The 25,055-nt window shown below is 70.3% G+C and carries 21 protein-coding genes; 12 read left to right on the top strand and 9 right to left on the bottom strand.

All coding sequences use genetic code 11. The features are described from left to right. Nucleotides 1-16 precede the first annotated feature (16 nt). A complete protein-coding gene (locus ACIA8R_RS45150) occupies nt 17-865 on the top strand; it encodes an alpha/beta fold hydrolase (protein WP_357710161.1) in 849 nt (282 codons plus the stop codon). Here ACIA8R_RS45150 and ACIA8R_RS45155 read toward each other — a convergent pair. Together ACIA8R_RS45155 and ACIA8R_RS45160 are read right to left on the bottom strand one after the other, a co-directional pair. Further along, nucleotides 852-1,814 carry a LysR family transcriptional regulator gene (locus ACIA8R_RS45155; RefSeq protein WP_357710164.1) on the bottom strand — a complete coding sequence of 321 codons (963 nt, stop codon included), beginning with the start codon at nt 1,812-1,814 and terminating at the stop codon, nt 852-854. The two genes, ACIA8R_RS45150 and ACIA8R_RS45155, sit on opposite strands and share 14 nt — an antisense overlap. Before the next feature lie 283 nt (nt 1,815-2,097). Next, nucleotides 2,098-3,657 (bottom strand): PHP domain-containing protein, encoded by a 1,560-nt coding sequence (locus ACIA8R_RS45160; RefSeq protein WP_397043928.1) that lies wholly within the window; start codon nt 3,655-3,657, stop codon nt 2,098-2,100. Between the two features lie 376 nt (nt 3,658-4,033). Between ACIA8R_RS45160 and ACIA8R_RS45165 the strand changes: the two genes are divergently transcribed. Further along, the gene (locus tag ACIA8R_RS45165) at nt 4,034-4,279 is read left to right on the top strand and encodes a hypothetical protein (protein ID WP_364100591.1); all 246 of its coding nucleotides are present in this window, start codon (nt 4,034-4,036) and stop codon (nt 4,277-4,279) included. Nucleotides 4,280-4,586: 307 nt separating this feature from the next. On the opposite strand, the gene ACIA8R_RS45170 is transcribed toward ACIA8R_RS45165, so the two are convergent. Next, nucleotides 4,587-5,609, bottom strand: coding sequence for a glycerophosphodiester phosphodiesterase family protein (locus ACIA8R_RS45170; protein ID WP_364100594.1), 1,023 nt, complete (start codon nt 5,607-5,609; stop codon nt 4,587-4,589). 520 nt (nt 5,610-6,129) lie between these two features. Beyond that, nucleotides 6,130-7,023 (bottom strand): LysR substrate-binding domain-containing protein, encoded by an 894-nt coding sequence (locus tag ACIA8R_RS45175; RefSeq protein WP_397043930.1) that lies wholly within the window; start codon nt 7,021-7,023, stop codon nt 6,130-6,132. A gap of 98 nt (nt 7,024-7,121) precedes the next feature. Here ACIA8R_RS45175 and ACIA8R_RS45180 point away from each other — a divergent pair, with 98 nt between their 5' ends. The 4 genes from ACIA8R_RS45180 to ACIA8R_RS45195 are packed head-to-tail and all read left to right on the top strand — an operon-like array spanning nt 7,122 to nt 11,054. Then, nucleotides 7,122-8,300 (top strand): acyl-CoA dehydrogenase family protein, encoded by a 1,179-nt coding sequence (locus ACIA8R_RS45180; RefSeq protein WP_397043932.1) that lies wholly within the window; start codon nt 7,122-7,124, stop codon nt 8,298-8,300. Continuing rightward, nucleotides 8,297-9,475 carry a CaiB/BaiF CoA-transferase family protein gene (locus ACIA8R_RS45185; RefSeq protein WP_364100603.1) on the top strand — a complete coding sequence of 393 codons (1,179 nt, stop codon included), beginning with the start codon at nt 8,297-8,299 and terminating at the stop codon, nt 9,473-9,475. Before ACIA8R_RS45180 ends, ACIA8R_RS45185 begins: the two co-directional genes overlap by 4 nt. Continuing rightward, nucleotides 9,472-10,203 (top strand): enoyl-CoA hydratase/isomerase family protein, encoded by a 732-nt coding sequence (locus ACIA8R_RS45190; protein WP_397043934.1) that lies wholly within the window; start codon nt 9,472-9,474, stop codon nt 10,201-10,203. Before ACIA8R_RS45185 ends, ACIA8R_RS45190 begins: the two co-directional genes overlap by 4 nt. 11 nt (nt 10,204-10,214) lie before the next feature. Further along, nucleotides 10,215-11,054 (top strand): 3-hydroxyacyl-CoA dehydrogenase family protein, encoded by an 840-nt coding sequence (locus ACIA8R_RS45195; RefSeq protein ID WP_397044046.1) that lies wholly within the window; start codon nt 10,215-10,217, stop codon nt 11,052-11,054. Nucleotides 11,055-11,260: 206 nt separating this feature from the next. On the opposite strand, the gene ACIA8R_RS45200 is transcribed toward ACIA8R_RS45195, so the two are convergent. Beyond that, on the bottom strand, nt 11,261-12,253 hold the full coding sequence (locus ACIA8R_RS45200) for a LysR family transcriptional regulator (protein ID WP_397043936.1): 993 nt from the start codon (nt 12,251-12,253) through the stop codon (nt 11,261-11,263). Nucleotides 12,254-12,314: 61 nt separating this feature from the next. Here ACIA8R_RS45200 and dnaE point away from each other — a divergent pair, with 61 nt between their 5' ends. Together dnaE and ACIA8R_RS45210 are read left to right on the top strand one after the other, a co-directional pair. Further along, on the top strand, nt 12,315-15,863 hold the full coding sequence (dnaE, locus tag ACIA8R_RS45205) for a DNA polymerase III subunit alpha (RefSeq protein ID WP_397043938.1): 3,549 nt from the start codon (nt 12,315-12,317) through the stop codon (nt 15,861-15,863). A 71-nt stretch (nt 15,864-15,934) separates the two neighbouring features. Beyond that, nucleotides 15,935-17,059 (top strand): NAD(P)/FAD-dependent oxidoreductase, encoded by a 1,125-nt coding sequence (locus ACIA8R_RS45210; RefSeq protein WP_397043940.1) that lies wholly within the window; start codon nt 15,935-15,937, stop codon nt 17,057-17,059. A 67-nt stretch (nt 17,060-17,126) separates the two neighbouring features. Here ACIA8R_RS45210 and ACIA8R_RS45215 read toward each other — a convergent pair whose 3' ends face one another. After that, a complete protein-coding gene (locus tag ACIA8R_RS45215; protein WP_397043942.1) occupies nt 17,127-17,939 on the bottom strand; it encodes a MurR/RpiR family transcriptional regulator in 813 nt (270 codons plus the stop codon). A gap of 55 nt (nt 17,940-17,994) precedes the next feature. On the opposite strand from ACIA8R_RS45215, the gene thrC reads away from it, so the two are divergent. After that, nucleotides 17,995-19,059, top strand: coding sequence for a threonine synthase (thrC, locus tag ACIA8R_RS45220; protein ID WP_397043944.1), 1,065 nt, complete (start codon nt 17,995-17,997; stop codon nt 19,057-19,059). Nucleotides 19,060-19,244: 185 nt separating this feature from the next. Here thrC and ACIA8R_RS45225 read toward each other — a convergent pair whose 3' ends face one another. Beyond that, nucleotides 19,245-20,912 carry a hypothetical protein gene (locus ACIA8R_RS45225; RefSeq protein WP_397043946.1) on the bottom strand — a complete coding sequence of 556 codons (1,668 nt, stop codon included), beginning with the start codon at nt 20,910-20,912 and terminating at the stop codon, nt 19,245-19,247. A gap of 52 nt (nt 20,913-20,964) precedes the next feature. On the opposite strand from ACIA8R_RS45225, the gene ACIA8R_RS45230 reads away from it, so the two are divergent. Then, on the top strand, nt 20,965-21,306 hold the full coding sequence (locus ACIA8R_RS45230; protein ID WP_397043948.1) for a hypothetical protein: 342 nt from the start codon (nt 20,965-20,967) through the stop codon (nt 21,304-21,306). Nucleotides 21,307-21,442: 136 nt separating this feature from the next. Here ACIA8R_RS45230 and ACIA8R_RS45235 read toward each other — a convergent pair whose 3' ends face one another. Then, complete coding sequence (locus ACIA8R_RS45235) at nt 21,443-22,396, bottom strand: NAD(P)-dependent alcohol dehydrogenase (RefSeq protein ID WP_397043950.1); 954 nt, start codon at nt 22,394-22,396, stop codon at nt 21,443-21,445. 103 nt (nt 22,397-22,499) lie between these two features. On the opposite strand from ACIA8R_RS45235, the gene ACIA8R_RS45240 reads away from it, so the two are divergent. Next, complete coding sequence (locus ACIA8R_RS45240) at nt 22,500-23,084, top strand: TetR/AcrR family transcriptional regulator (protein ID WP_397043952.1); 585 nt, start codon at nt 22,500-22,502, stop codon at nt 23,082-23,084. A 101-nt stretch (nt 23,085-23,185) separates the two neighbouring features. Next, a complete protein-coding gene (locus ACIA8R_RS45245; RefSeq protein WP_397043954.1) occupies nt 23,186-23,920 on the top strand; it encodes a hypothetical protein in 735 nt (244 codons plus the stop codon). Between the two features lie 86 nt (nt 23,921-24,006). Here the strand turns inward: ACIA8R_RS45245 and ACIA8R_RS45250 are convergent, their stop codons facing one another. Next, nucleotides 24,007-25,020 carry an ArsR/SmtB family transcription factor gene (locus ACIA8R_RS45250; RefSeq protein ID WP_397043956.1) on the bottom strand — a complete coding sequence of 338 codons (1,014 nt, stop codon included), beginning with the start codon at nt 25,018-25,020 and terminating at the stop codon, nt 24,007-24,009. Nucleotides 25,021-25,055 lie beyond the last annotated feature (35 nt).

Genomic DNA, 25,055 nt, shown 5'->3' on the forward strand with positions numbered 1-25,055 from the left:
CAGTGAATGAGGACACGTGGGAACAGACCTGTTCGTCCGAGAGTATGGGCGGGACGCAGCAGATGCGCCTGCCATTCTCATCCTCCACGGCGCCGTGGAGTCCGGCGCGTGCTACGGCGACGCCGTCGACCGCTGGGGCGGCGACTACCACATCGTGGCACCGGACGCGCGGGGCCATGGGAAGTCGCCCGGCCGCCTGCCCGAGCACGAGGGCGTTCCGTCCACCGACGTGATGGTGCAGGACGCGATCGACATCCTCAAGGACATGCTCGACGAGACCGGGCGCAGGACGCTCGTCGTCGGACACTCCATGGGCGCGCGGATCGCCGCCTTCGTCGCCGCCGACGCCCCGCACCTCGTGGCCGGCGTGGTGCTGGAGGACCCGCCGTGGTGGGTGCCGGAGGCCGGTCCCAACCCGTGGCTCAGCGTCGAGCAGACCACCAAGGACCCCTTCGACTACGCCGGCACGGCGTCGGTCGAGGAACTGATGGACATGCAGCGCGAGCTCAAGCCCCACTGGGCGGAGCAGGAGCTGCGCCCGCTCGCCGAGGCGATGAAGGCCGTCGACATCGACTACATGCAGCAGCGGGTCCACGAGAAGCGCCGGATCTGGACGCCGACCGCGCGGCAGATCACGGTCGGCCCGGCCGGCGTACCGGCGCTGCTCGTCACCGGCACCGGCGACGTCATCGTCGACAAGCACTCCCGTGAGCGCCTCACGGCCGTCGCGCCCGGCTTCGACGTCGTCGTGATCGAGGGCGCACACCACTGCGTGCGCCGCGACAAGCCGGAGGAGTACCACCGGCACGTCGACGCCTTCCTCCGCGAGAACGCGCCGCCGGCCGGAGCCGTCACTCGACGCTGAAGGTGTCGGACCGCGCGAGCGGGCCATAGACCTCCGAGTCCGGCTCGGACACAGCGGCCCGCATCGCCTCCAGCCCCGCGCGTACGACGGGGTGGCCCTGGTTGTCGCGCCGCGTCGTCATGATCACCTTGCGCAGCGGCGCGATGCCGCGTGTCGGCAGGATCGTCACCCAGTCGGCGTCGCGGGCGTAGAGCGCGGACTCCGGCGCCAGGCAGATCCCCGCCTCGGCGGCGACCAGCGCCAGCGCGGCGCGGTAGTCGTCCGAGACGTGGGTGATCGGCGGGTGGAAGCCGAGCTCCGCGCACGCCTGCAGCACCATCGTGCGGCACGGATTACCGGGCGAGGGCATGATCCAGCCCTCCTCGGTGAGCTGGGTGAGCCCGATGCCCTCCTCGCCGGCCAGCGGGTGCGCCTGGGGGAGGACGACCTTGAACCGCTCGATGTAGAGCGGGAACTTCACGATGTCGGGGGAGTCGCGCTCGGGGTCGGACTCGTACTCCATGCTGACGGTCACGTCGATGTCGCCCCGCATCAGCATCCGGTGGCTCATGTGTGCCTCCGCGTCGACGACGGTGACGTCGACACCCGGGGCCTGACGGCGCAGCTCGACGATGGCGGGTGCCACCAACCAGCTGATCGCCGTGGGGAAGGCGCCGATCCGGAGCTGACCGAGGACACCGCCCGCGTGCGCGGCCAGGTCAGCCTCGGCGATCTTCAGTCGTGAGCTGATCTCCTCGGCGTGCCCGGCGAGGATGCGCCCGGCCGGCGTGAGCACCAGCTTGCGCCCCGAGCGTATGACGAGCGCGTGACCGACCTCGCGCTCGAGCGCCGCGAGCTGCTGCGACACCGCGGACGGCGTCAGGTGCAGCGCCGCCGCGGTCGCGGTGACAGAGTCGGACAGCACGAAGGCACGGAGGATGAGGAGACGTCGGGGGTCGATCGTGGGCACGCGCGCTCCGTGGCGGGTCGGCCGGGCGTCCGTCGCAGTGGGGCATCCGCGAGGCGGGACCGGGGGACCCCGATGCTAGCGGGCCCTTCCGGACGCGGGCGCTCCGGCATGGGGTACGCCGCCTGCTCACGGTGGCGACGCGGCTCGTAGGCGCCGGGTGCGATGCCGGTGAAGGCGTGTTCCGGGCGCGCGAGACAGGCGCCGTTGTCGCTCTGGTCGCACGGCGAATCCCCGCTCCCACCCGAAACCATGTTTCGAGTGGGGCGGGTGTCGTCGAATCGTTCTATGTCAGTTCCACGAAGGTGGGATTGGTGTAGCACCAGAGGTCGTGCCAGGGGTTCTCATTGCGGCCTGTGTCCGCCGCCGGCTCCATCCCGCCGGGAGCGCTGCGCCTGCCGTCGGTGCCACGCAGCCGGAAGTAGAACGGCTCGCGCACGTCGCGGAACTTGTAGTGGAACTGGGCGACCCGGCCCCTGCCCTTCGGCATGAACGACTCGACCACACTCACGTCCGGGGCGGTGAAGACGTCGGGGTCGGCGGCCGGCCCGGTGATCGCACCGCGGATCAGATCCAGGCGGGCGAGCCGGGGGATCTCTTCATTGGCGTTGGGACGGCCGGCGAGATCGACGGAAATGGTGATGGTGACGTCGTCGCCGCGCCGCACCGACAGCCGTCCGCCGAATGTGGCCGGGGCGTTGCCGGGGGCGTGCGCGTCGACGTGCAGCCCGTCGATGAGGCCGCCCATCGACACCCAGGATCGCCCGGCCTTGATCGCCTCCATGACCGCGCCATGGCTGCGTGAGGTCGCCCCTACAACCGTGCGGCTGAACTGACCGGGCCAGAAGTCGGCGTGCCGCAGCGGGACGCCGCCGTCGATGGGATCGGGGTATCTACCGTGCTGGTCGTACCAGTCAGAAGGCCGGGAGGGCTCGACGATCGTGTCACCGTTGTAGAAGTGGCCGTCGGAGTTGGCAGTGATCCACCAGCCCTTGCCCTCGGCGAGCATCGAGTCCCACATGCCGCCCAGGATTCCGGTCATGGAGTCGAAGCCGCCGTACGTCGGGTAGTGTTCCGGCCGCCAGCCGGCCCAAGAGTCGGCGTCGGCGGTGTTGTTGAAGTCGCCGCGGGCCCTGGGCTCGTTCTGGGCGCCCGGCGCGCCCTCCATGCCGACTGCGATGTTCGGCGCCTTGTCGCGATAGGTGCGCAGGTCACGCGGGGAGTACCTGCCACGCCGCATCACGTGGTTGATCAGGAACAGCGCGGAACTCGCCGAACCCGTGCGCAGCGCGGTCTCGAGCCAGGCGAGCGCCTCCAGCGCCTTGGCCTCGTTCGCCGGGCTGCCGGCGCCGGTGCCGTTGATCCTGGAGTCGAAGAGCCGCTCGAACGCGCGCAGCAGTTGGATCTCATCGCGAGCACCGTCGAAGAACACCGTGGCGTGCTCGCCTCCAGGAACGTTCCATTCGAGCCCTTGCCACAACAGCAGCTCAGGGTGCTTGGCCCGGGAGGTGACGATGTCGGCATAAGTGGACTCGACCGCGAACTTCTCGTGCGCGGCGTGCCCGTGGTCGGTGATGACCAGCCAGTCCAGGCCGTGCTTGAGAGCGCCCGCAGCCTGCTGCTCAATGGTGTACATGCCGTCGTAGCTGTACTGCGTATGAACGTGATGGTCGCCGGCCAGCCAGTGGAGCGCGCGGGAGCCTCTGCTGGTTGCGGCGGCGGGACGCGTGGTCAGCCCTCCCAGAGCGGTGACGCCGAGACTGCTGATGCCGAGCAGCCCACTGTTCAGCAGAAAGCGGCGCCGACCGAGGTCGGCGGGCGACAGTTCGGTCTCTGAGACGGACAAGTCGGCGAACGCAGCCGTTCCTTCCGGTGCGCTGTGGGAGTGTGCATGGGTGCGGCACATGGGACATACCTCTCATCTGGAATACCTGGTGCGTCGTTCTCGGGTGGCCCATGAGCTTGCGCACGAAGTGGGGCGGAGCAGGTGAACCTGCGGCCCTTCGTCACGCTCGCAGAGGAGCGTGACGGCATGCATGGGGAGGAAGCGAATGCTGGGCGACTTCTCGCCGAACGGCGGAAGGCTCCGGCGAGCCGTCTGTGGCGCATGTGACCGTCGGCCTGCTGGTACGGCAATGGGGAGGTCAGTCTGTCCGACATCCGTGCCTGATCGCGGTGATATTCGCATGACGGTCTGCGCAGTGATCCGATAGAGAGGATCCATGTCGATTCGTGTGCGCCTTGACGACCTGTGCCAGGAGACCTGGGAAGCGGTGGCCGAGCTCAGGGTGGCTGACGACCAGGCTGATCTCATCGCGTCGAACCTGTACTCGATGGCGGAGGGTCGGTCCTTGCCGGGCTTCGTGACCCGTGCGGTGATGCACGATGAGCGCGCCGTGGGCTCGCAGCACCGGTACGTCGAACGCGTCTCCGCTCCTGGGCGCTGGACGGCGTGTTCGAGCAGCTGATGCAGGCGATGATCGCCAAGGCCGCAGCTCGGGGACAGGCCGACCTCGACCCGCCCCACGCCCTCGCCGGCCGACCGGAGAATTCTCAGATCAACGCCGGCTCTCCAAGGGAAGAGGGGTCCTACCGCTACGACAGCGACTCTCCTACCTCCTGAAACTACTGCGAAATCGACGCCGCGGCGGGACATTCGGAGAGTGAGGGTGCGGCCGGCGGGGATTCTCCACGCCGGCCGCGGACCGGCACGACGGCCCGACAAAGCCTCGGGCGAGCCACGTGCTTGAGAGACCGCTGAAGGGCGGCCGACGGTTACTTGGCGTAGGGCTTGGGCAGGCGCATGCCGCGCTCGGCCATGATCTGCCGGACCCGGTCCGGGTAGTCGGTGATGATGCCGTCGATGCCCATGTCGATGAGGGCCGCGATGGTGGCCGGGTCGTCGCACGTCCACGGGATGACCTTCAGGCCGCGCTCGTGCGCGTCCGACACCATCTTCTCGGTGACGTAGAAGCGGAAGGCGGGATCGCTGATCGTGCCGTTCTGGGGAAAGCCGTACACCGGGGACAGGGCGGTGACACCCGGGATGCTGGCGGCGGCGCTGACGAAGTCGCCGCCGAAGTCGTCGGCGTCGATCCCGCCGAGCCAGGGGGAAGCGCCCGGCTTGCCGACCTGGAGGAAGTCGTAGTTGGTCAGGGCCACCAGCGGCCATTCCGGCGCGAGCCGGTGCATCTCCGTCAACGCGCCCCAGTCGAAGGACTGGATGGTGATCTGGTCCTCGATGCCCGAGGCGCGGATCTCCTCGAACACGCGGCGGACGAACAGCTCGCGCGGCGCGGTCTGCTGCGGCGCGCCCGCTTCGACCTTGGTCTCGATGTTCAGCTTGACCTGCTTGGCCCGGCGAGCCCTGACGAGGTTCAGCACGTCCTTGAGCTCGACCATCCGGAAGCCGTCGACCACCTCCTGTTCGGGGAAGCCGGGCAGCTGCCGGTACCCGCAGTTCATGGTCTTGATCTGGGCCAGGGTCAGGTCCTTGATGAACTTGCCGACGTAGGGGAACATCGGGTCCCCAGGGGTGAGGGGCGCGGTGTCCTGGCACTTCTGGGCGCTGATCTGCCGGTCGTGGTTGACCACCACCTTCAGGTCCTTGGTCACATGGGTGTCCAGCTCAAGGGTGCTGACCCCGAGGCGCAGGGCCTTGGTGAACCCCTCAAGTGACTCCTCGGTCGTCATGCCGAGGCCACCGCGGTGGGCTTGCAAGTCGAAGTGGGTCTTTTGGGGCAGCACGCCGGGGCCGCCGGTCGTCGAGGCGTGGGCGGCGGCCGGAGCGGCGAGCACGGAAACGAAGGCCAGACTTGCCAGGGCATGGCGACAATGCACGGGATGTTCCGCTCTGTAAGGTGTGAAATGACCTTGGCGAGGCTAGAGGCCCGTCCGCCCTTCGCTGCGGCGACGGCATGATGCGGTCATGAACGTTCGCAGAACGCCCAGGAACGCCGGTTTCCTCTCAAAGGCCGCGAGTACGGCGGGTGGGCACGCGCCGAGGACGTTACCTTGATCAACTGTTTGTGTCGGGCACGATCGCGGGAGACGGTCTTCGCGCACCCCGCTCACTCTGTGGCCACCATCGCCGGCCACTGACCGGAGCTCCTGCCCGGTGACCCTCTGGCCGTCCCGGCCCCGTCGATGCGGTGCTGCCGGCCACCGGCTACCGGCCGAACCTGCCCATCTCACCGACCTCGGCGCACTAGCCGTCATCGGCCCCGTACAAGGTCGACGAGGACATTGAGGGGATCGCGTTGAAGCCGCACGGACCAGGAGAACGGCCCATCCGTGATGGACCAGGCGCATCGCGTGGCTATGCGGAACCGTCCTCAAGCTCGAAGAGCTCGGTCAGTACGCCGCGCAGCGCCGGTCGGCCGTCGTCACGCCGCCAGGCCGCGCGCAGGTCGACGTCGTGCGGCGCGTCGAGCGGGACGAACACCACGTGCGGGTCGGTCACGTTCCGTGCCACCGAGGCCAGGGTCAGGTGGCAGCCCACCTCCGCGCTGACCAGCGCCAGCGCGGTCTGGGTGTCGGGAGCGACCTGCGCGATGTCGGCAACGAAACCGGCGGCGTGGGCGAGCCGCCGCAACCGGTTGGGCAGCACGGCTCCGTCGTGCGGCGGCAGCGAGACGAAGGGCTCCCCGGCGAGCTGCCCGGCCTCCAGCCGGTCGGCGCCGGCGAGCCGATGGGTGGCGGGGAGCGCGACGACCAGCGAGTCCGGCATCACCACCTGTGCGGCGACATCGGCGGGGATCACGTCCCATCGGCCGAAGGCGATGTCGGTCTCACCCTGGACCAGCTTGCGCATCGCCGGCTGCGCGAAGTTCTGGCTCGACAGCTCCAGTTCGATGCCGGGCCGCCGTGAGCGTACCGCTCGTGCCAGTCGCGCCACGAGCGGGTGGGTCGACACACCGGCGAACGCGATCCGGACCAGCCCGACCTCGCCGTCACCGGCGGAACGCGCCGCCTCCTGCGCGCGCCGCAGAGCCGTCAGGACGTCCTTGGCCGGCCCCAGAAGCGCATGCCCGCTCGCGGTGAGGCTGACCGACCGGGTGTTGCGATCGAACAGCCGCGTCCCCAGTTCCCGCTCCAGCTGCTTGATCGTGCGGCTCAACGGCGGCTGCGCGACGTGCAGTCGTTCGGCGGCGCGGCCGAAATGCAGCTCCTCGGCCACGGCCAGGAAGCACCGCAGCTGCTGCAGCTCCACCTCCGGCTCCTTCCCGCCGCGATTTTTGCGCTCAAGGTATCAGAGCAGGACTCATCAAGTATTGGACTGGTCTCAATCGGTGGGGAACGGTAGTCCGTATGTACACCGGCAATCCCGACGTGCCCGACGACGTCTTCGCGGACGTCCTCTCCCAGATCAAGGACTTCGTACGCGCCCGTGTCATGCCGCGCGAGCTGGAGATCATGAACACCGACGCCGTCCCCGCCGACCTGCGCGAGCAGGCCGCGCGGATGGGATTGTTCGGGTACGCGATCCCGCAGGAGTGGGGCGGGCTCGGTCTCGACCTCGTCCAGGACGTCGAGGTCGCCATGGCGCTGGGATACACGTCGCTGTCGCTGCGGTCGATGTTCGGCACGAACAACGGCATCGCCGGACAGGTCCTGGTCGGCTTCGGCGCCGCCGAGCAGCAGGCCCGATGGCTGCCCGGCATCGCCTCCGGCGAGATCGTCGCCTCTTTCGCGCTCACCGAGCCCGGCGCCGGCTCCAACCCGGCCGGTCTGCGGACCACCGCCACGCCGGACGGCGAAGGCTGGGTCATCGACGGAGACAAGCGATTCATCACCAACGCCACCGAGGCCGGCCTGTTCGTGGTGTTCGCCCGCACCCGGCCGGCGTCGGACTCCGGTACGGGCATCGCGGTGTTCCTCGTGCCCGCCGACGCGCCGGGCATCCAGGTCGGCGCGAAGGACGCCAAGATGGGGCAGGAGGGCTCGCGTACGGCGGACGTCACCTTCTCGCAGGTCCGCGTAGGCCCGGACGCGCTGGTCGGCGGGGACGAGGAAGCCGGGTACAAGGCGGCGATGACGTCGCTGGCCCGGGGCCGGATCCACATGGCGGGCCTGGCCGTCGGCGCCGCGCAGCGGGCACTGGACGAATCGGTCGCCTACGCGGCCACCGCGACCCAGGGCGGCACGCCGATCGGGGACTTCCAGCTCGTACAGGCCATGATCGCCGACCAGCAGACCGGCGTCCTTGCCGGCCGCGCCGTCGCCCGCGAGGCCGCGCGGCTGTACGTGACCGGCGAGGACCGCCGGATCGCACCCTCGGCCGCGAAGCTGTTCTGCACCGAGATGGCGGGCAAGGCCGCCGACCTGGCGGTCCAGATCCACGGCGGCAGCGGCTACATGCGCGACGTCGCGGTCGAGCGCATCTACCGCGACGTCCGGCTGATGCGCCTGTACGAGGGCACCAGCGAGATCCAGCGCCTCATCATCGGCGGCGGCCTCGTACGCGCCGAGAGAAGGAAGCGGTCATGACCCGCCCACTCGACGGCTTCACCGTCGTCGCCATCGAGCACGCCGTCGCCGCACCGCTGGCCACCCGCAACCTCGCCGACCTCGGCGCGCGCGTGATCAAGGTCGAACGCGTCGACGGCGGCGACTTCGCCCGCCGCTACGACCACGCCGTACACGGCACCGGCGCGCACTTCGTCTGGCTCAACCGCGGCAAGGAGTCGATCGCCGTCGACCTCAAGACCCCGGAGGGACGCGACGTGGTCCGGCGGCTCGTCGCGAAGGCCGACGTCTTCCTGCAGAACCTCGCCCCTGGAGCCGTGGAGCGCCTCGGCCTCGGCGACCTCCGCTCCCGGCGGCCCGAGCTCGTCGTGGTGAACCTGTCCGGGTTCGGTACGGGCGGGCCGATGGAACAGCGCAAGGCGTACGACATGCTGATCCAGGCCGAGGCCGGGCTCATCGCGATCACCGGCACGCCGGAGACCCCAGTGAAGACCGGCATCCCGACCGCCGACATCGCCAGTGGCATGTACTGCGCGCAGGCCGTGCTCGCGGCGCTGCTACGCCGCGCACGCACCGGCGAGGGCGCGACGATCGAAGTCTCGATGTTCGAAGCCACCGTCGAGTGGATGGGCTACGCCCTCTACACCCAGATGTACTCCGGGACACAGCCGGAGCGGATGGGGCTGAGCCACAGCTCGATCGCCCCGTACGACGCGTTCCCCACCCGCGACGGCCAGATGCTGATCGGCGTCCAGAACGACGCCGGCTGGCGAACCCTCGTCACCTCCGTCCTGGACGCCCCCGAGCTCGCCGACGACCCGCGTTTCGCCACGAACGTCCTGCGGGTGCGCAACCGCGCCGAGTGCGACGCCGCGATCGCGGCCCGCACGTCCTGCCGGCCCACGGCCGAGTTGGACGCCCGGCTCGCCGCGGCCGGCATCCCCGCCGCCCAGCTCAAGGACGTCGACCAGGTCGTCGATCACCCCCAGCTGCGCGCCCGCGACCGCTGGCGCACGATCGGCACGGAGCACGCCCAGGTGGACGCCCTCCTGCCGCCGGTGACGTTCACCGATGTCGAAGCGCGTATGGGCGATGTCCCCGCACTCGGCCGGCACACCCGCGCGTTGCTCGAAGAACTCGGCCTGGACCCCGACGACCTCATCGCCCGCGGCATCGCGGCGCAGGGCCACGCATGAACGCCCTCGCCGTCGACGAACGCGACGATCGCGTCGTCGTCACGCTGAACCGTCCGGCCGCCCGCAACGCGATCAACGCGGCGATGGTCGAGGAACTGCACGCCGTCTGCGCCCTGCTCGAACGCCGGCCCCGGCTCCTGCTGCTCACCGGGGCGGGTGGCGTGTTCGCCGCCGGCGCCGACATCGCCGAACTACGCGCCCGCGGCCGGGAAGAAGCCCTGCAAGGCATCAACAGCAGGCTCTTCGACCGCATCGCCCGGCTTCCGATGCCCACCGTCGCCGCGGTGGACGGCTACGCGATCGGCGGCGGCGCCGAGCTCGCCTACGCCTGCGACCTCAGGCTGGCCACCCCGGCCACCGTGTTCGCCAATCCCGAACCCGGCCTGGGCATCCTCGCCGGAGCCGGCGCCTGCTGGCGGCTGGCCGAACTGGTCGGCACCTCCGTCGCCAAACAGGTCCTGCTGGCCGGCCGACGACTGGACGCCGAAGCCTGCCTCGCGTTCGGCCTCGTCACCGAGGTCGTCCCGACCGGCGAGCTGCTCCATGCCGCGCATCGGCTGCTGGACCGGATGACCGGGTGGTCGCCCGCGGCGCTGCGGCTGACCAAGCTGGTCCTCGACGCCCCCGGCGCACACCCGTTGGCGGACGACCTGGCCCAGGCCGTCCTGTTCGAGACCGAGGACAAACACCACCGCATGACAGAGTTCCTGGAACGGAGACCAACGTGACGACAGTGCGAATGCCCACGACGGTCGGCGTGATCGGCGGTGGCCGGATGGGCGCCGGAATCGCACAGGTCTTCGCCGTCGCGGGTGCCGCCGTGTGCGTGGTGGAGACCGGCGACGTCACGGCGACACGTCTGCGCCTGGCCGACGGCCTGGCCAAGGCGGCCGAGCGGGGGAAGCTCCCCCATGCTCCGGAGCTCGTACTGGAGCGGGTGCGCGTCGTCGACGACGTCGCCGGGTTGCCGCCGTCCGCCGAGCTGGTCGTCGAAGCCGTGCGGGAAGAGCCGGCACTCAAGGTGGACGTCCTGGCCCGCGCGGAGAGAGCGGTCGGCGATCAGACGGTGCTGGCCAGCAACACCAGCTCGTTGTCCATCGCCGAACTCGGCGCCGCTCTCCAGCGCCCGGCCCGCTTCCTCGGGACGCACTTCTTCAACCCCGTCCCGGCCTCCAGGCTGGTCGAGGTCGTCACCGCGCCCGAGACGGCCGCCGACGTCGTCGAGCGCGTCCGTGCCTGGGTGCGCGGCCTGGACAAGACCGACGTCGTCGTACGGGACTCGCCGGGCTTCGCCACGAGCCGCCTCGGCGTCCTGCTGGGCCTCGAAGCGATCCGCATGCTCGAAGAAGGCGTCGCCGATGCCGAAGCGATCGACAACGCGATGGAACTCGGCTACCGCCACCCGATGGGGCCGCTGCGGTCGACCGACCTGGTCGGGCTCGACGTGCGCCTCGCGATCGCCGAATACCTGCACGCCAAGCTCGGGGACCGGTTCGCGCCCCCGCAACTGCTGCGCGACAAGGTCGCCGACGGACAGTTGGGACGCAAGACCGGCCAAGGCTTTCACCACTGGGATTGAGGTCAGACGGCAGCGGCGGCGTCCAGGCCAGGGGCCGTCCGATGCGGTGCCGTGGCCGACCAGCCCCGCCGACGACATCGAGGGCCGCACCATCTCGACCGACGCGGGCCCGCCGGCGTGCGAGCCTGTGCCGAGCGAGGTCGAGGGGATCGTGCTCCTGGAGCACATCGACAGTGCCGGTGATCACAGCGTCCTGACGGACCGGGCTAAGCACCGGTGCCGACGAAGTCGGCGCGATCGGCGAGGGGCAGCCATTGGCGTCCCGGGTCGAACGGGCGGAACCGGTCCTTGACGAAGCGGACGAGCGGCGTCAGCAACGGGTGATCGTTCTGCCGTCGGCGGAGCAGTGAACAGGGGTAGACGGGGATCGGGTCAACCACCGGGATCTGCACGGTGCGCGCATGGCTGGGCAGATGGCACCACTCCCCGACGAGCCCGGCGCGCTCACCCGATGCGATCTCCTCGACGTAGTACTCCCAGCCGAAGTCGGGGCCTGAGTCGTCGATGTGGACGCCGAACTCGGCGCCGAAGAGGTTCCAGAAGTCGGCCCACTCGCTGCCGGCGGCGTTGCCCGGCATCCACATGGTCATCCCCGCGAGCTGCGCCGTCTCCACCTGCGGCAGCGCTGCCAGGGGATGGTCGCGGCCCACCAGCAGGTGCGCCTGCTCCAGGTAGGCGGGTGTGGACACCAGTTCGTCGCCCAGCGGCCCGCAGGCCCGTGCGAAGGCCGCGTCCACGGATCCGTTCGCCAGCGCGGCGCGCGCGGAACGGAGCCCGTTGGAGGTGGTGATGTCGATCTCGGCGTCCGCGGTGACCCGGTGAAAGGCGCGGATCACGTCGATGGACGCCAGCCGGGTGTCCAGGACGTCGACGCGCAGTGTGCGGCGCCGGTTGCGCAGCAGCTCGGCTGCTTGGTCGGCAAGGCTGACGAGGGCGCGCGCGTGGTTGAGGAACGCCCGGCCGTCCTGGGTGGGCTCGGCCCCGACGCGCGTGCGGGACAGCAGCCGCACGCCGAGGCCGGCCTCCAGTTTCGCGATGCGCTTGGAGACGGCCTGCTGGCTGATGCCCAGCGTGGCGGCGGCCTCGCTGAAGTAGCGCTCGTCGGTGACGGCGACGAAGGCGCGGACCGCCGCGAGGTCCAGATCAACTGGTGCAACCACCGTTGGTTGTGGCGAGGCGGCGTGTCGGTTGTTGGACAACCCGGCTTCCTCTCGGGTCGAATGCAGGGTCTCTGCGGCAGCCTACAACCAGGGGGAGTGGATGAGGATGGGATCCTTCGTGCATCTCCACGTGCACACCGAGTACAGCATGCTCGACGGCGCGGCCAAGGTCGGCCTGCTGATGGAGGAGGTGACACGGCTCGGCATGCCCGCCGTGGCGATGAGCGACCACGGCAACGTGCACGGGGCGTACGAGTTCCATCAGAAGGCGCGCAAGACGGGGATCAAGCCGATCATCGGCATCGAGGCTTACGTCGCCCCCGCCTCCAGGCATCACCGCAAGCCGGTGTACTACAGCGGGGACCTCTCGTTGCGCCGCTCCGATGACGACACCGGCGAGGGCGGGGACGTCTCCGGGCGTGGTCTGTACACGCACATGACGATGTGGGCGGCCGGCTCCCAGGGCCTGCGTAACCTCTTCCGGCTGCAGTCCCGGGCCTGGATCGAAGGACACGTCCAGAAATATCCGCGCATGGACGATGAACTGCTCGCCGAGCACGGGCAGGGCATCATCGCCACGACCGGCTGCCCCTCCGGCGAGGTCCAGACCCGGCTCCGGCTCGGCCAGTACGACCGGGCTGTCGAGGCCGCCGCGCGCTACCGCGACATCTTCGGCCCGGACAACTACTTCCTGGAGCTGATGGACCACGGCCTCGCCATCGAGCGCCGGGTCCGCGACGACCTGCTGAGACTCGGCAAGGAGCTCGACCTGCCGCCGCTGGCCACCAACGACTCCCACTACGTCACGGAGAGCCAGGCCCAGGCTCACGACGCGTTGCTGTGCGTCGGCACCGGCAAACGGCTGGCCGACACCGACCGCTTCCGCTTCAGCGGCAGCGGCTACTACGTCAAGTCCGCCGCGGAGATGCGCGCGACGTGGGACGCCGAGGTGCCGGGCGCCTGCGACAACACGCTGCTGGTCGCCGAGCGGGTCGGCGACTACGAGGAGGTGTTCGCGCATCGGGACCTGACGCCGCGGTTCCCCGTACCTGAAGGGGAGAGCGAGTCGAGCTGGTTGCGCAAGGAGACCCTGGAGGGGGCGCGCCGCCGCTATGACGGCCGGCCGTCGCAGGAGGTGCTGGACCGGATCGACTACGAGCTGTCGGTCATCGACATGATGGGATTCCCCGGCTACTTCCTGGTGGTCGCCGACATCTGTCGGTACGCCCGCGAGCACGGCATCGGATTGGGCCCCGGCCGCGGCTCGGCCACCGGGTCGATGGTCGCCTATTGCACGGGCATCACCCAGCTGGACCCCATCGAACACAAACTGATCTTCGAACGCTTCCTCAACCCCGAACGCATCTCCATGCCGGACGTCGACCTCGACTTCGACGACCGCCGACGGGACGAGATGATCGACTACGTCACCCGCAAATACGGCGACGCCCGGGTCTGCCAGATCGTCACGTTCGGCACCATCAAGGCCAAAGCCGCCATCAAGGACTCCTGCCGGGTGCTGGGCCTGCCGTACGCCCTGGGCGACCGCATCACCAAGGCCTTCCCCGCGGCGGACGCAGGCAAGGAGATCCCGCTGGCCGCCATCCACGACACCGGCCATCCCCGCCACGGCGAGGCCGCCGAGCTGCGCCAGATGTACGAGCAGGACCCCGACGTCAAAAGGGTGATCGACGCCGCCACCGGCCTCGAGGGCCTCACCCGGGGAACCGGCATCCACGCCGCCGGCGTGATCCTCTCCAGCGAGCCGCTCATCGACGTGATCCCCCTGGTCAAGCCCAAGACGAACGGACCTGTCATCACCGGCTTCCCCTTCACCCAGGCCGAGGAGATGGGCCTGCTGAAGATGGACTTCCTGGGCCTGCGCAACCTCACCGTCATCGGCGACGCCATCGCGAACGTCCGCGCCAACAAGGGCATCGACCTCGACATCCTGGAGATCCCGCTCGACGACGCCGCGACGTACGAGCTGCTGGCGCGCGGCGACACGCTCGGCGTCTTCCAACTGGACAGCGGCGGCATGCGGGTGCTGCTGAAGCTGATGCAGCCGACCACCTTCACCGACATCGCCGCGGTGAACGCGCTGTACCGGCCAGGCCCGATGGAGATGAACGCCCACACCAACTACGCGCTGCGCAAAACCGGCAGGCAACCGGTCGAGCCGATCCACCCCGAGCTGGAGGAGGCGTTGGAACCCATCCTCGGCGACACCTACCACCTGGTGGTCTTCCAGGAGCAGGTGATGGCCATCGCCCAGCAGCTCGCCGGCTACTCCCTCGGCGCCGCCGACATGCTGCGCCGGGCCATGGGCAAGAAGAAGAAGGAGGTCCTGGACGCCGAATGGGACCGCTTCTCGGCCGGCATGCGCGGGCGGGGCTTCTCCGAGGAGGCCGTCAAGGCGGTGTGGGACGTCCTGGTCCCGTTCAGCGGCTACGGCTTCAACAAGTCGCACACCGCCGGCTACGGCATGGTCTCCTACTGGACCGCCTACCTCAAGGCCAACCACCCGTGCGAATACCTGGCCGCGCTGCTCACCTCCGTCGGCGACGACAAGGACAAGATGGCCGTCTACCTGGCCGACTGCCGCCGCACGGGCATCAAGGTGCTGCCCCCGGACGTCAACGCCAGCCGGCAGGACTTCGCCGCGGTCGTCGCCGACATCCGCTTCGGCCTGGGAGCCGTCCGCAACGTGGGAACGGGCGTGGTGGACGCGATCGTCACCGCCCGGGAGACCAAGGGGCCCTACACCGACTTCAACGACTTCCTCACCAAGGTCCCCGCCATCGTCTGCAACAAGCGCGTCATCGAGTCCCTGGCCAAGGCCGGCGCCTTCGACAGCCTCGGCCATCACCGCCAGGCCCTGGTGGCGGTGCACGAGCAGGCCGTCGACGCGGTCGTCGACCTCAAGCGCAACGAGGCCCACGGCCAGGACTCGCTGTTCGGCGAGCCCGGCCGGAGCAGCGCGTTCTCGACCGCGATCCCGCAGGGCGAATGGGACCGCGCCACCATGCTCGCCTTCGAACGCGAAATGCTCGGCCTGTACGTCAGCAGCCATCCGCTCGACGGAGCCGAACACGTCCTGGACGCCAACCGCGACACCACCATCGCCGAGCTGCAGTCCTCCGGGCGGCAGGACGCGACCGTCCGCGTCAGCGGCATCGTCTCCGGTCTGCAGCGCAAGATCACCAAGCAGGGCAGCCCCTGGGCGATCGTCACCCTCGAAGACCACGACGCCGCCGTCGAGTGCCTCATCTTTCCCAAGACCTACACCCTGTACGGCGAAGCGCTCGCCGAGGACCGGGTGATCTCCGTGCGCGGACGAGTCAACGTCCGCGACGAGACGCTGAGCGTGTACGGCGAGGACATCAAGATCCTCGACGTCTCACACACGAACGCCGAGCCACCCGTGGTGCTCTCGATTCACGAGAGCCGCCTGAACTCACGCGTCGTCCTGGAGCTCAAGCACATCCTGTCCACCCATCCCGGCCGCGCGCCCGTCCACGTCCGCCTGCACCGCCAAGGAGCCAAAGGGCTGCTGCTGAACCTGCGGCCCTTCCAGGTCACCCCCGAGCCGGCCTTCTACAGCGAAGTCAAGGCGCTGCTCGGCCCCGGCGCCATTTGGCAGGACTGAATCAAGTGGTGCGGTAGGCCCCGGCATCGCATGGACGAGCGGAGGTCATCCGTTCATGAGAGAATCGGACCGTGGAGCGGCCTGGATGTGTTGCTGTCATCGGGGTGGGCGTTCTCGGAGCCTGTGTGGGCTGGAGTTTGGCACGGCACGGCGTCAAGGTGGTCTTCCTCGACGCGGGCCGGCCGGGTGAAGGGGTCACCGACTGGTCGTTCTCGTGGGTCAACGCCAGTGCCAAGACCGCGAGCAGGCCCTACTTCGACCTGAACGTCGCGAGCATGGCGGCGTACCGCGAGCTTGCCGGGATCATCGGGCCTGACCCATGGTGGCACCCCGACGGCCACCTGCGCTGGGCGGACGACCCCGCGGCGGAGGCGAGCCTCCTGGAAACGGCCGGGCTGCTGGCCGGGTGGGGCTACCGGGCCGAGGTGCGTACGGGAGCCGAGGTACGCCGCCACCTCGAACCCGCGCTCACGGTGTCCGACGAGGTTCCGGTCGTGTTCTTTCCCGACGAGGCCTGGGTGCACGGACGCCATCTCGTCGGCCGCCTGGTCGGCCAGGCCGTCGCGTCCGGCGCCGAGCACCGGTTCGGCACCACGGTCCACGACGTCGGCACCGGCGCCGACGGCAGCGTACGGACCGTCGCCCTGTCCGACGGCAGCCGTCTCGACGTCGACGTCGTCGTGAACGCCGCGGGACCCGGCGCCGCCCACGTCGCCGGGCTCGTCGCGCGGCACCTGCCGATGCGCCGGGAGCCCGGCCTCGTCACCCGGATCGAGTGTGCTCAGGTGCCGATCCGCCGGACCATGCACGCGCCCCGCGTCGCGATCCGTCCTGACGGAGACGCTTCGGTGGTCCTCCACAGCCGCGAGGTCGACGCGCTCATCGACACCGGCGAAGATCCGGCGGCGCTCCAGCGGCTGCTCCACGAGTCGGCGCGGCACGTCGTTCCCGGGTTCGTGGACTCCCGCATCGTCGGGACACGGGTGGTCGACCGGCCCATCCCGGGCGATGGATACCCCTCGGTGGGAGCGGTGCCTTCCGTGCCGGGCTACTACGAGGCCGTCTCCCACAGCGGCATCACGCTCGGGCCGGTGATCGGCCGGCTGCTCGCGTCGGAGATCGTCAGTGGGAGGAGGGACGAGACGCTCGCCGACTTCCGCCCGGAACGGTTCTCCCATGACAGCCCGGCAAGTTGACGGTACGACCTCTTCGGCATCGTGCCCGGCTTCACACTGCTGGACTGCTGCTTCTTCTACAGGCGGTTCACAACCTCTCGGTGAGCGCGTCGAGGTCGGCCAGGCGTCCGGCCGGGTCGAGGCGGGCCGCCACGGCGACCAGCAGCAGCTCGGTGACGGCGATCTGGTGCGCGAGCGGCGCGATCGGCCCGGCGGCCTCGCGCGGCAGCCTGATCAGCACCTCTGCCCGTGCCGCGAGCGGCGACTCCCAGGCGTCGGTGATCAGCGCCAGCCGCGCCCCGCGGGCGCACGCGGCCTCGGTGAAGCGGGCCGTCGTGGGGGAGTAGCGCCGGAAGTCGTACGCGACCACGGCCGCAGAACCGCCCAGGTCGAGCAGCGTACGGGCACGCGCGGACGCCGAGTCGGGCACCCGGTGCGCCCCCGGACGCAGGCCGGCGAGCTGCCTGATCAGGTATTCGGCGGCCAGCTCGCTGATCGGCCCGCCGAGCGCCCAGACCGACGCGGCTCCGGCCAGCAGGTCGCCGACGGCGTCGAGCAGGGGCTCGGTGACGGCGGCGAGGGTGCTGTCGAGCCCGGCACGCAGGTCTTCGGCGGCCCGCTGGGTGCCGGGCGGACGGGCGACGAACTCGCGTAGGCGCGACCGGTCGCGTACGCCGTCGCGCACGGCCGCCTGGAACCCGGCGAATCCCGCGTACCCGAGCCGGTCGAACAGCCGGGAGGCGGTCGGCGGGCTGACCCCGGCACGCTCGGCGAGCGCGCGCAGCGAGCCGAGCGCGGCGAAGGGGTGGTCGTCGAGCAGCGCACGAACGACGGCCCGCTCGCCCGGTGGCAGCTCGGGGTAGACCGCGCTGAGCCGGTTCGTCACCGGATCCTCATCCATACTGACAAATGTTACACGTGGCGGAGAGCATGAAACGAATGTTACGGTCGCCGGTATGAGTTCCTGGAACGGACTGATCGACAGCGGGTACCGGCGCTGGCTCCCGGTCACCCCCGACACGCCCGCCGTCTCGCTCAACGAGGGCAACACCCCGCTGCTGCGCTCGGCGCACCTGTCCGCGGTGACCGGCTGCGAGGTCTGGCTGAAGATCGAGGGCGCCAACCCCACGGGGTCGTTCAAGGACCGCGGGATGACCGTGGCGATCAGCAGGGCCGCCGAGGCCGGGGCCGAGCTGGCCGTGTGCGCCTCCACCGGCAACACCAGCGCCTCGGCCGCCGCCTACGCCGCGCGCGCCGGGCTGACGGCCGCCGTGCTCGTGCCGAAGGGGCGGGTCGCGCTCGCCAAGCTGGGGCAGGCGGTCCGTTACGGCGCGCGGATCGTCGAGATCGACGGCACGTTCGACGACTGCCTGCGCGTCGCCCGCGAGCTCGCCGCCCACCACCCGATCGCGCTGGTCAACTCGGTCGGCAACGAGCTGCGGCTCGCGGGGCAGCGCACGGTCGCCTACGAGATCGTCGACGCGCTCGGCGACGCGCCCGACATCCACTGCCTGCCGGTCGGCAACGGCGGCAACATCACCGCCACCTGGGGCGGCTACCGCGGCTACGAGCAGGAGGGCCTGTCCACGCGGTCGCCGCGCATGTGGGGCTTCCAGGCGGCCGGGGCGGCGCCGCTCGTCCACGGCGCGCCCGTCGCCGAGCCCGAGACCGCGGCGAGCGCGATCCGCATCGGCAGCCCGGCCACCTGGGACGGAGCCCTCGACGCCCGCGACCGGTCCGGCGGGCTGATCGCCGCGGTGACCGACGCGCAGATCTTCGAGGCGTACGAGCTGGTCGCGCGGCGCGACGGCGTCTTCGCCGAGCCCGCCTCGGCCGCCGGGATCGCCGGCCTCCTCGACCAGCACGCCCGGGGCAACCTCGCGCCGGGCCAGCGGATCGTGATCACGCTGAGCGGCAACGGCCTGAAAGACCAGGACGCCTCCCTGCGCGGCGGCTACACCGCCACGGAAACCAGTTCGGCCACCTCGGCCGTGGCCCAGGCCCTCGGCCTCGCCGCCTGATCCCAGGCATGTCCCATGTGTTGACGACGTCCAGAAGACTCCAACGGCGGGGGTTCACTGACCTGGGCCAACTCCGCTTCCGCTGGTCTGGGGCCTTTCGAGGATTTCGTGGTACTCGGGTGGCGGGGCGGCCCCGGCCGGCATCGCCGAGGCCTACCAGAGGCAGGCCCCGGCTCCCTGGGACGCTATCCCGCCGGCTCGACGACGGTGACCACGTGCTCGGTGCTCGTTCCCTTGACGGTCGAGCTCCCGACCAGCGTGACGGTGTAGGTGTGTTTCCCGGCCGTGGCCGGCGTGTCGGTGAAGGCGAACGTCCCGTCGGTGGCGGCGGCCAGTTTCTGACCCTTGGTGGTGACGGTGCCGTCCGGCGCGACGGCCCTGCGGCTGACAGTGACCGTCGTGCGCGGGTAGACGACGCCCTCGGCGGCAAAGGTGCCTCTGAACTCCAGCAGCTCACCGACGGCGCCCGTCGCCGGCCCTGTCACGATGAGCGCCGGTTCGTACCTGGCCACCGTGACGGTCGCCGTCGCGTAGGCCCCGTAGTACCAGGAGTTGCCCGGCCAGGACAGGCGATACCTGAACGCCCCGAGGCCCGGTGGGGTGTCGGTGAACTCGTAGGTCCCGTCCGCCGCTGTGGTGACCTCCCGGAAGGGCCGGTCGGTGCCGTCGGGGAGCCAGCTGTACAGTTCCAGCGTCTGCGCGCCGGGGGTCGCCCCGGTGCTGAGCGTGAGTCGTCCGCTGATGGTCAGCGGCTTGAGCGCGTTCGCCTCGGCGGGCGCCGTCAGGGTCAGGGCCGAGGAGTGGTAGGGCGCGGGCGGCAGCCGCCAGAGATGCATGCGCCCGGTGCCGGGCTCCTTCAGCACCGCGAAGGTGTAGATGCCGTAGAAGCCGATGCTGCCCGGCACCAGCGCCTTTCCCTGGTGGCCGGCCGTGTAGATCACCTCTCTCGTGGCCGCGTCGTAGACCACGAGCTCCGCCGCGTCACCCGCGGCGGAGTTCCAGCCGCCCACGACGTAGTAGCCGTTCTCGCTGGCCGCGACGGTGGCGGCCAGGTCGTGCCCGGCCGGCCCCTTCTGGTCGAAGGCGTGGGCGCGGTCGAAGGTCGTGGTGTCCCAGGCGTCGAAGCGGTGGGCGCCGGACGGCACTGGCAGCACCGCCGACCCTTGGTAGGCGAGGGCCAGGTCCTCCAGGGGCGGCAGCCCGTCCGCGTCGCCGAGGATCTCGCCGAGCGGGTTGCCCGGGTCGCGGTTGACGTCGTACAGCCTGACGGTGGCGGGGCTGACTCCCGGCTCGGACACGGCGAGGAAGGCGCCGGCGACCGCGACCAGCGGAGGCCGGGTCGTGGCCGGCCCGACCTTGACGAGGGTGGGGGTCGCCCGCACCTCGAGCGCGACGACCCCTCCCTCGCCCGCCCCGCCGCAGCCGTATCCGATCCACAGCCGGTTGTGGGCCTGCGCCAGCGTGGACGGGCACGGATACGCGGAAAGATCGATGCGCCGGGTGACGGCGACCGTGGCGGTGTCGATCTCGATCACCTCATGCGTGCCGCTCAGCGTCGCGTACACCTTCCTGGCGCCGTCCGGCGCGGACAGGGCGGTGACTCCCGACAGGCCGCCGATCGTGGTGACGGCCTCGCCGTCCAGGTCCGTGACCACGATCCGGTCGTCGGCGGCGACGAAGACCCTGCCGTGGCCGGTCACCAGGTCCCCGCCCTTGCCCGCGACCCCGAGGTCGGCGACGAGGTCGGCGGCCGCGGCGACGGGGGCTGGGGCGGCGAGCAGGCTCGCCGCCAGGAGCAGGGACCCGGCCGAGGCGACTAATCGGCCGATGCGTTCAGAGGCTGATGGACGCACATGCACTCCGTTCCGAAAGACGATCTTCGCTCTTCGAACGTATATTCGCATATTGCGGCATCGCCGTGAAGGGCTGGTCCTCACCATGTTCCGCCGATCCTGCGGCGCGTCACCAACGGCGAATACTCGGCCGAGTACTACACCGGCTTCCGCCGCCACCGGCGCGACCTCATCGAAGACTCGCATCTGGCCCGGATGGGGCCTGGTCGACCCCGCCGCCTTCCGCGCCGCCCTGCTCGCCCCGCAGCGCGACTCCTCCGACGTCGCCGTCCCGCTGATGCAGACGCTGGCCTGCGGGACATGGCTACCCGCCACCGCCCACCACACCTCTCACCGTCAGGCCGGGTTGCGTCCGCCCGCACCCGCCGTCGAGCAGACCCGCCACAGACCCTGAACACCCGCAGACGCCGGCAGCACAACACCACCGCGGCCACCATCCTGCGCGCCCTGCTGGCCGGCACCACCCCAGAGCGGTGGTCCATCCCGGTGCGGGGGGACGAGCACGGCGGGTTGCGCCGGGCAATCGCGGATCAGCGCTGCATGTCGATGATGAGCTTCCCGCGGACTCCGCCGGCTTCGAGTCGCCGGTGAGCCTCTGTGACGTCGCCGATCGGGTAGACGGTGTCGATCACTGGGCGGATGCCGCCCGCCTCGGCGGAGGCGGTGAGCTCGGCGATCCGCGCGGGGGAGGGGTTGTTGCTGAAGAGTTTCATGCGCCTGGGCGAGAGGGCGGCTCGCAGTCCCGTGGTGACCATGGAGGCCAGGATGCGGTCCTGGTCGAAGGCGAGCGCGACCATGCGTCCACCCCGGGTGAGCCGGGTCTGGTAGGCCCCGAGGTCGGTGCCCACGACGTCGAGGATCACATCGTAGTGACCGAGGTCCCGCGGCCGGGTCGTGCGGTAGTCCAGGGCCGCGTCGGCGCCGAGTTCGGTGACCCAGCCGAGATTGCGTGCGCCGGCGAGCGCGGTGACGTGGGCGCCGAGCGCCTTGCCCAGTTGCACGGCGATACTGCCGACGCCGCCTGTGGCGCCGCGGACCAGGAGCCGTTCACCGCCGGCCAGGCGGGCCTTGTCGGTCAGGGCGGTCAGGACGGTGGTGCCCGACGAGGGCAGGGCGGCGGCGTCCAGCAGGCTCAGGTTCTCGGGTGCTCGGGCGAGCCGCTGTTCGGGGACGGTGACGTAGTCGGCGATGGCGCCGAAGGCGAAGTGCGGCATCAACCCCCACACCTCCTCTCCCTCTCTCCAGGCGTGCACTCCGGAGCCCAGGGCCGCGATGCGGCCGGTGAAGTCGCCTCCCAGGCCGCGGGGGAAGCGGGCTCGGGCGACGCCGCGGAGTCTGCCTGCGCGGAAGGCGAGTTCTCCGGCGTCCACGCTCGCGGCGCGGACCTCGACGAGCACCTCTCCCGGCCCGGGCTCCGGCGTGGGCACGTCGTTGACGCGCAGCACCTCGGGAGGGCCGAAACGGGTGTATTGGACGGCACGCATGATCTCTCCCAGTCGTTCCGAACATAAGTGGGCTGGCGGCCCACTTACGGTTCGGCTACTCTAACCGGAGCGCCAGCCCACTTGTCAAAACCTGGAGGAGGCCATGCCCCACACCACCCGGCGACGGCCCCTGCGTGCGGACGCCCAGCGCAACTACGACCGCATCGTCAGCGCGGCCCGGGACGTCTTCGCACGTGACGGCGCCGGCGCCGCCCTGAAGGAGATCGCCCGTCAAGCCGGGACGGGATCGGCGACGCTGCACCGCCTCTTCCCCTCCCGTCGAGCTCTGCTCGAAGCCGTCTTCCACGACCGCGTCGAGGAGTTGTGCGCCATGGCGGCACAACGCGCCGAGGAGAGCGAGCCGGGCCCCGCGCTCCTGGCCTGGCTGGGGGATCTCAACACCTACGCGGGCACCAGTCGCGGTCTGGCCGCCTCGCTGCTGCACGACGGCCGGGATGCCGACCTGCTGGAGCAGAACGAGGGCTGCCAGGCGATGATCACAGATGCGGCGCGCGAACTCCTGCGACGAGCACAACAAGCAGGCGCCGTACGCCCGGGGATCCGCGCCGAGGACCTGCTCGCGCTCATCAACGCCATCTCACTGGCCACCGAGCATCACGAGGACGACGATCAGGCGGACCGGCTGCTGGACATCGCGATCAAGGGCATCAGCGGCCGGCCGGCATGACGGATCAGGTGGGTCCGCACCCGGCCGGGGCGCAGGGTGTCAGTGGCGCATGGCACTGTGACGTCCATGAAGGTGAGCGTGCGTGAAGCATGAAGGTGAGCGTGCGTGAAGCCGTCCTCGACGCCGGACGGGTCCTTGACCTACCCGAGCCGGTGGCCGAGGCGTTCATCCGCCTCCTGCGCCCCTGTGTCTACCTCTGCCCCCATGACGAACTGCCGGAAGAGCTGAAGAAGAATGCCCGTCCGGCCGCTCGGGCCCTCGGGCTTCCCCATCTGCCCGAGGACCTGGAACTGCCCTCATACGTGCCGCACGTGGTGACCATCGACTGCGCCGCCCTACCCGCCGGCGTCCTCGACATCGACTTTCCCGCCGACGGCCACCTGGTCATCCTCGCCGAGATCACCGACCTCGACGAAGGCGTCATCGTCCACCTGCCGCCAGGCACCGAGGCCGTCGAACGCCACACGCAGGCGAAGGCTCACGAGTCGTTCCCGCTCTACGCGGTTCCTGGCACCACCTGGTCTGCCGATCTCCGCTGGTCCGACGTTGCGGAAGCGGCCGACTACGCCGAGGGGGACGCCGAGCGGGCCCGCCTGGTGGCCAAGTTCATCGATGACATAGGGGAGATTCCCGACGTCCGATGGAGATTTGACATCCAGCTCGGCGGCTACTCCCGAGCCTGGCACAACCCGGTGGAAGAGCGCGGGAAGGTGCTGTTCGCCTCCATCCCGGAAAGTACGGTCTTCGGGGACGGCTGCATCACCCTCATCTCGGGGACCCGGAAGCAGATCGCGGAGTTCCGCTACAACGAGTTCGATTTCGACGTCGAGTGCTGACTTCCAAGTCGTGGGCTCGACCAGGCTGATCAAACATGCGGTCAGCGGCGGACGACGCGACGACCGCGCCGTTGCAGCCGTACGGTTCACGAACCTTGCGCCAAGGACGCGGAGGCGGCCTTGAGGAGGGTTTCGGCGGCGGCGGTGCGGGCGTAGAGGACGGAGCGACCGGCGCGATGCGCGCTGACCAGGCCCGCGTCGCGCAGCGCGGTGAGATCGCGGGAGACCCCGGACGCGGAGAGCCCGGTGCGGCGGGCCAGTTCAGTGGTGGAGGCCGGGGCCTCCAGTTCGGCCAGCAACAGGGTGCGCGAGCGGCCGAGGACGGGGGCGAGGGCGGCGGCTCCGATGGCGGCCCGCGCCTCCCACAGCCGGCCGACGCCACGTGCGGGATAGGCGAGCTGCGGTGGCTCCGGCGGCCTCATCTTCGTACGCAGGCCGGGGCCGGTGAACGCCGAAGGGATCAGCAGCAGCCCAGGGCCTGCTGCCTCCCGGGGCAGGATTCGTTTCCAGCGGGCCACCCTCAGCTCGTTGTCGTTCCACCTCACCGAGTCGTGCAGGTCGTTGAGCAGGTGGCCCGCGCCGTGTTCGGCGACCGTGCGGGCCCGGTAGAAGATGTCGGCGTCCAGCACGGCTTGGATCCGTGCCCAATAGGGGGCAAGGGCCAGCTCCCAGTAGGTCTCGATCTCCTGTGTGACCTTGGCCAGGCGGGAAGGTGGGTCGGCGTGCAGGGCCCGCAGGCGGGGGCCGAGATGCCCTTGGTGACGGGCGAGGTGATCGAGATCCTGCCGTACCCGGTCGGCGGGCGAGGCCATGATCGCGTCCCACTCCTGCCGTGGGGCAGGCGCCGCCCCGCCAGGGGACGGGGTGAGGAAGTCCGGCACGTAGCCGGTGAGCGGGATCAGCTCAGCGAGCCACCCCCGGTCCAGCCCGGCGGTCACCATACGTGGCCGCACCTGGTCGACCCAGGCCCGATGGACCGGATGAGACCTGCCGGACGTCAGCAACCGGAAGCTGGGCGCCACCTCCCACATCGGTGAGACGACGAACCGCACCTGCGCCAGATCGCTCGCCGAGAACGCCAGCTCAGCCAGAACGACCACTCCTCAATGGATTCCGGCATATGTGAATCAATAGC

The organism is Nonomuraea sp. NPDC051191 (assembly GCF_044455665.1).
Taxonomy (GTDB): domain Bacteria; phylum Actinomycetota; class Actinomycetes; order Streptosporangiales; family Streptosporangiaceae; genus Nonomuraea.

Excerpts from the sequence above, each read along its gene's own strand:
- ACIA8R_RS45165 (WP_364100591.1), top strand. The coding sequence starts at position 4,034 with ATGTCGATTCGTGTGCGCCTTGACGACCTGTGCCAGGAGACCTGGGAA.
- ACIA8R_RS45180 (WP_397043932.1), top strand. The coding sequence starts at position 7,122 with ATGTACACCGGCAATCCCGACGTGCCCGACGACGTCTTCGCGGACGTC.
- ACIA8R_RS45185 (WP_364100603.1), top strand. The coding sequence starts at position 8,297 with ATGACCCGCCCACTCGACGGCTTCACCGTCGTCGCCATCGAGCACGCC.
- ACIA8R_RS45190 (WP_397043934.1), top strand. The coding sequence starts at position 9,472 with ATGAACGCCCTCGCCGTCGACGAACGCGACGATCGCGTCGTCGTCACG.
- ACIA8R_RS45195 (WP_397044046.1), top strand. The coding sequence starts at position 10,215 with ATGCCCACGACGGTCGGCGTGATCGGCGGTGGCCGGATGGGCGCCGGA.
- dnaE (WP_397043938.1), top strand. The coding sequence starts at position 12,315 with ATGAGGATGGGATCCTTCGTGCATCTCCACGTGCACACCGAGTACAGC.
- ACIA8R_RS45215 (WP_397043942.1), bottom strand. The coding sequence starts at position 17,939 with ATGGATGAGGATCCGGTGACGAACCGGCTCAGCGCGGTCTACCCCGAG.
- thrC (WP_397043944.1), top strand. The coding sequence starts at position 17,995 with ATGAGTTCCTGGAACGGACTGATCGACAGCGGGTACCGGCGCTGGCTC.
- ACIA8R_RS45235 (WP_397043950.1), bottom strand. The coding sequence starts at position 22,396 with ATGCGTGCCGTCCAATACACCCGTTTCGGCCCTCCCGAGGTGCTGCGC.
- ACIA8R_RS45240 (WP_397043952.1), top strand. The coding sequence starts at position 22,500 with ATGCCCCACACCACCCGGCGACGGCCCCTGCGTGCGGACGCCCAGCGC.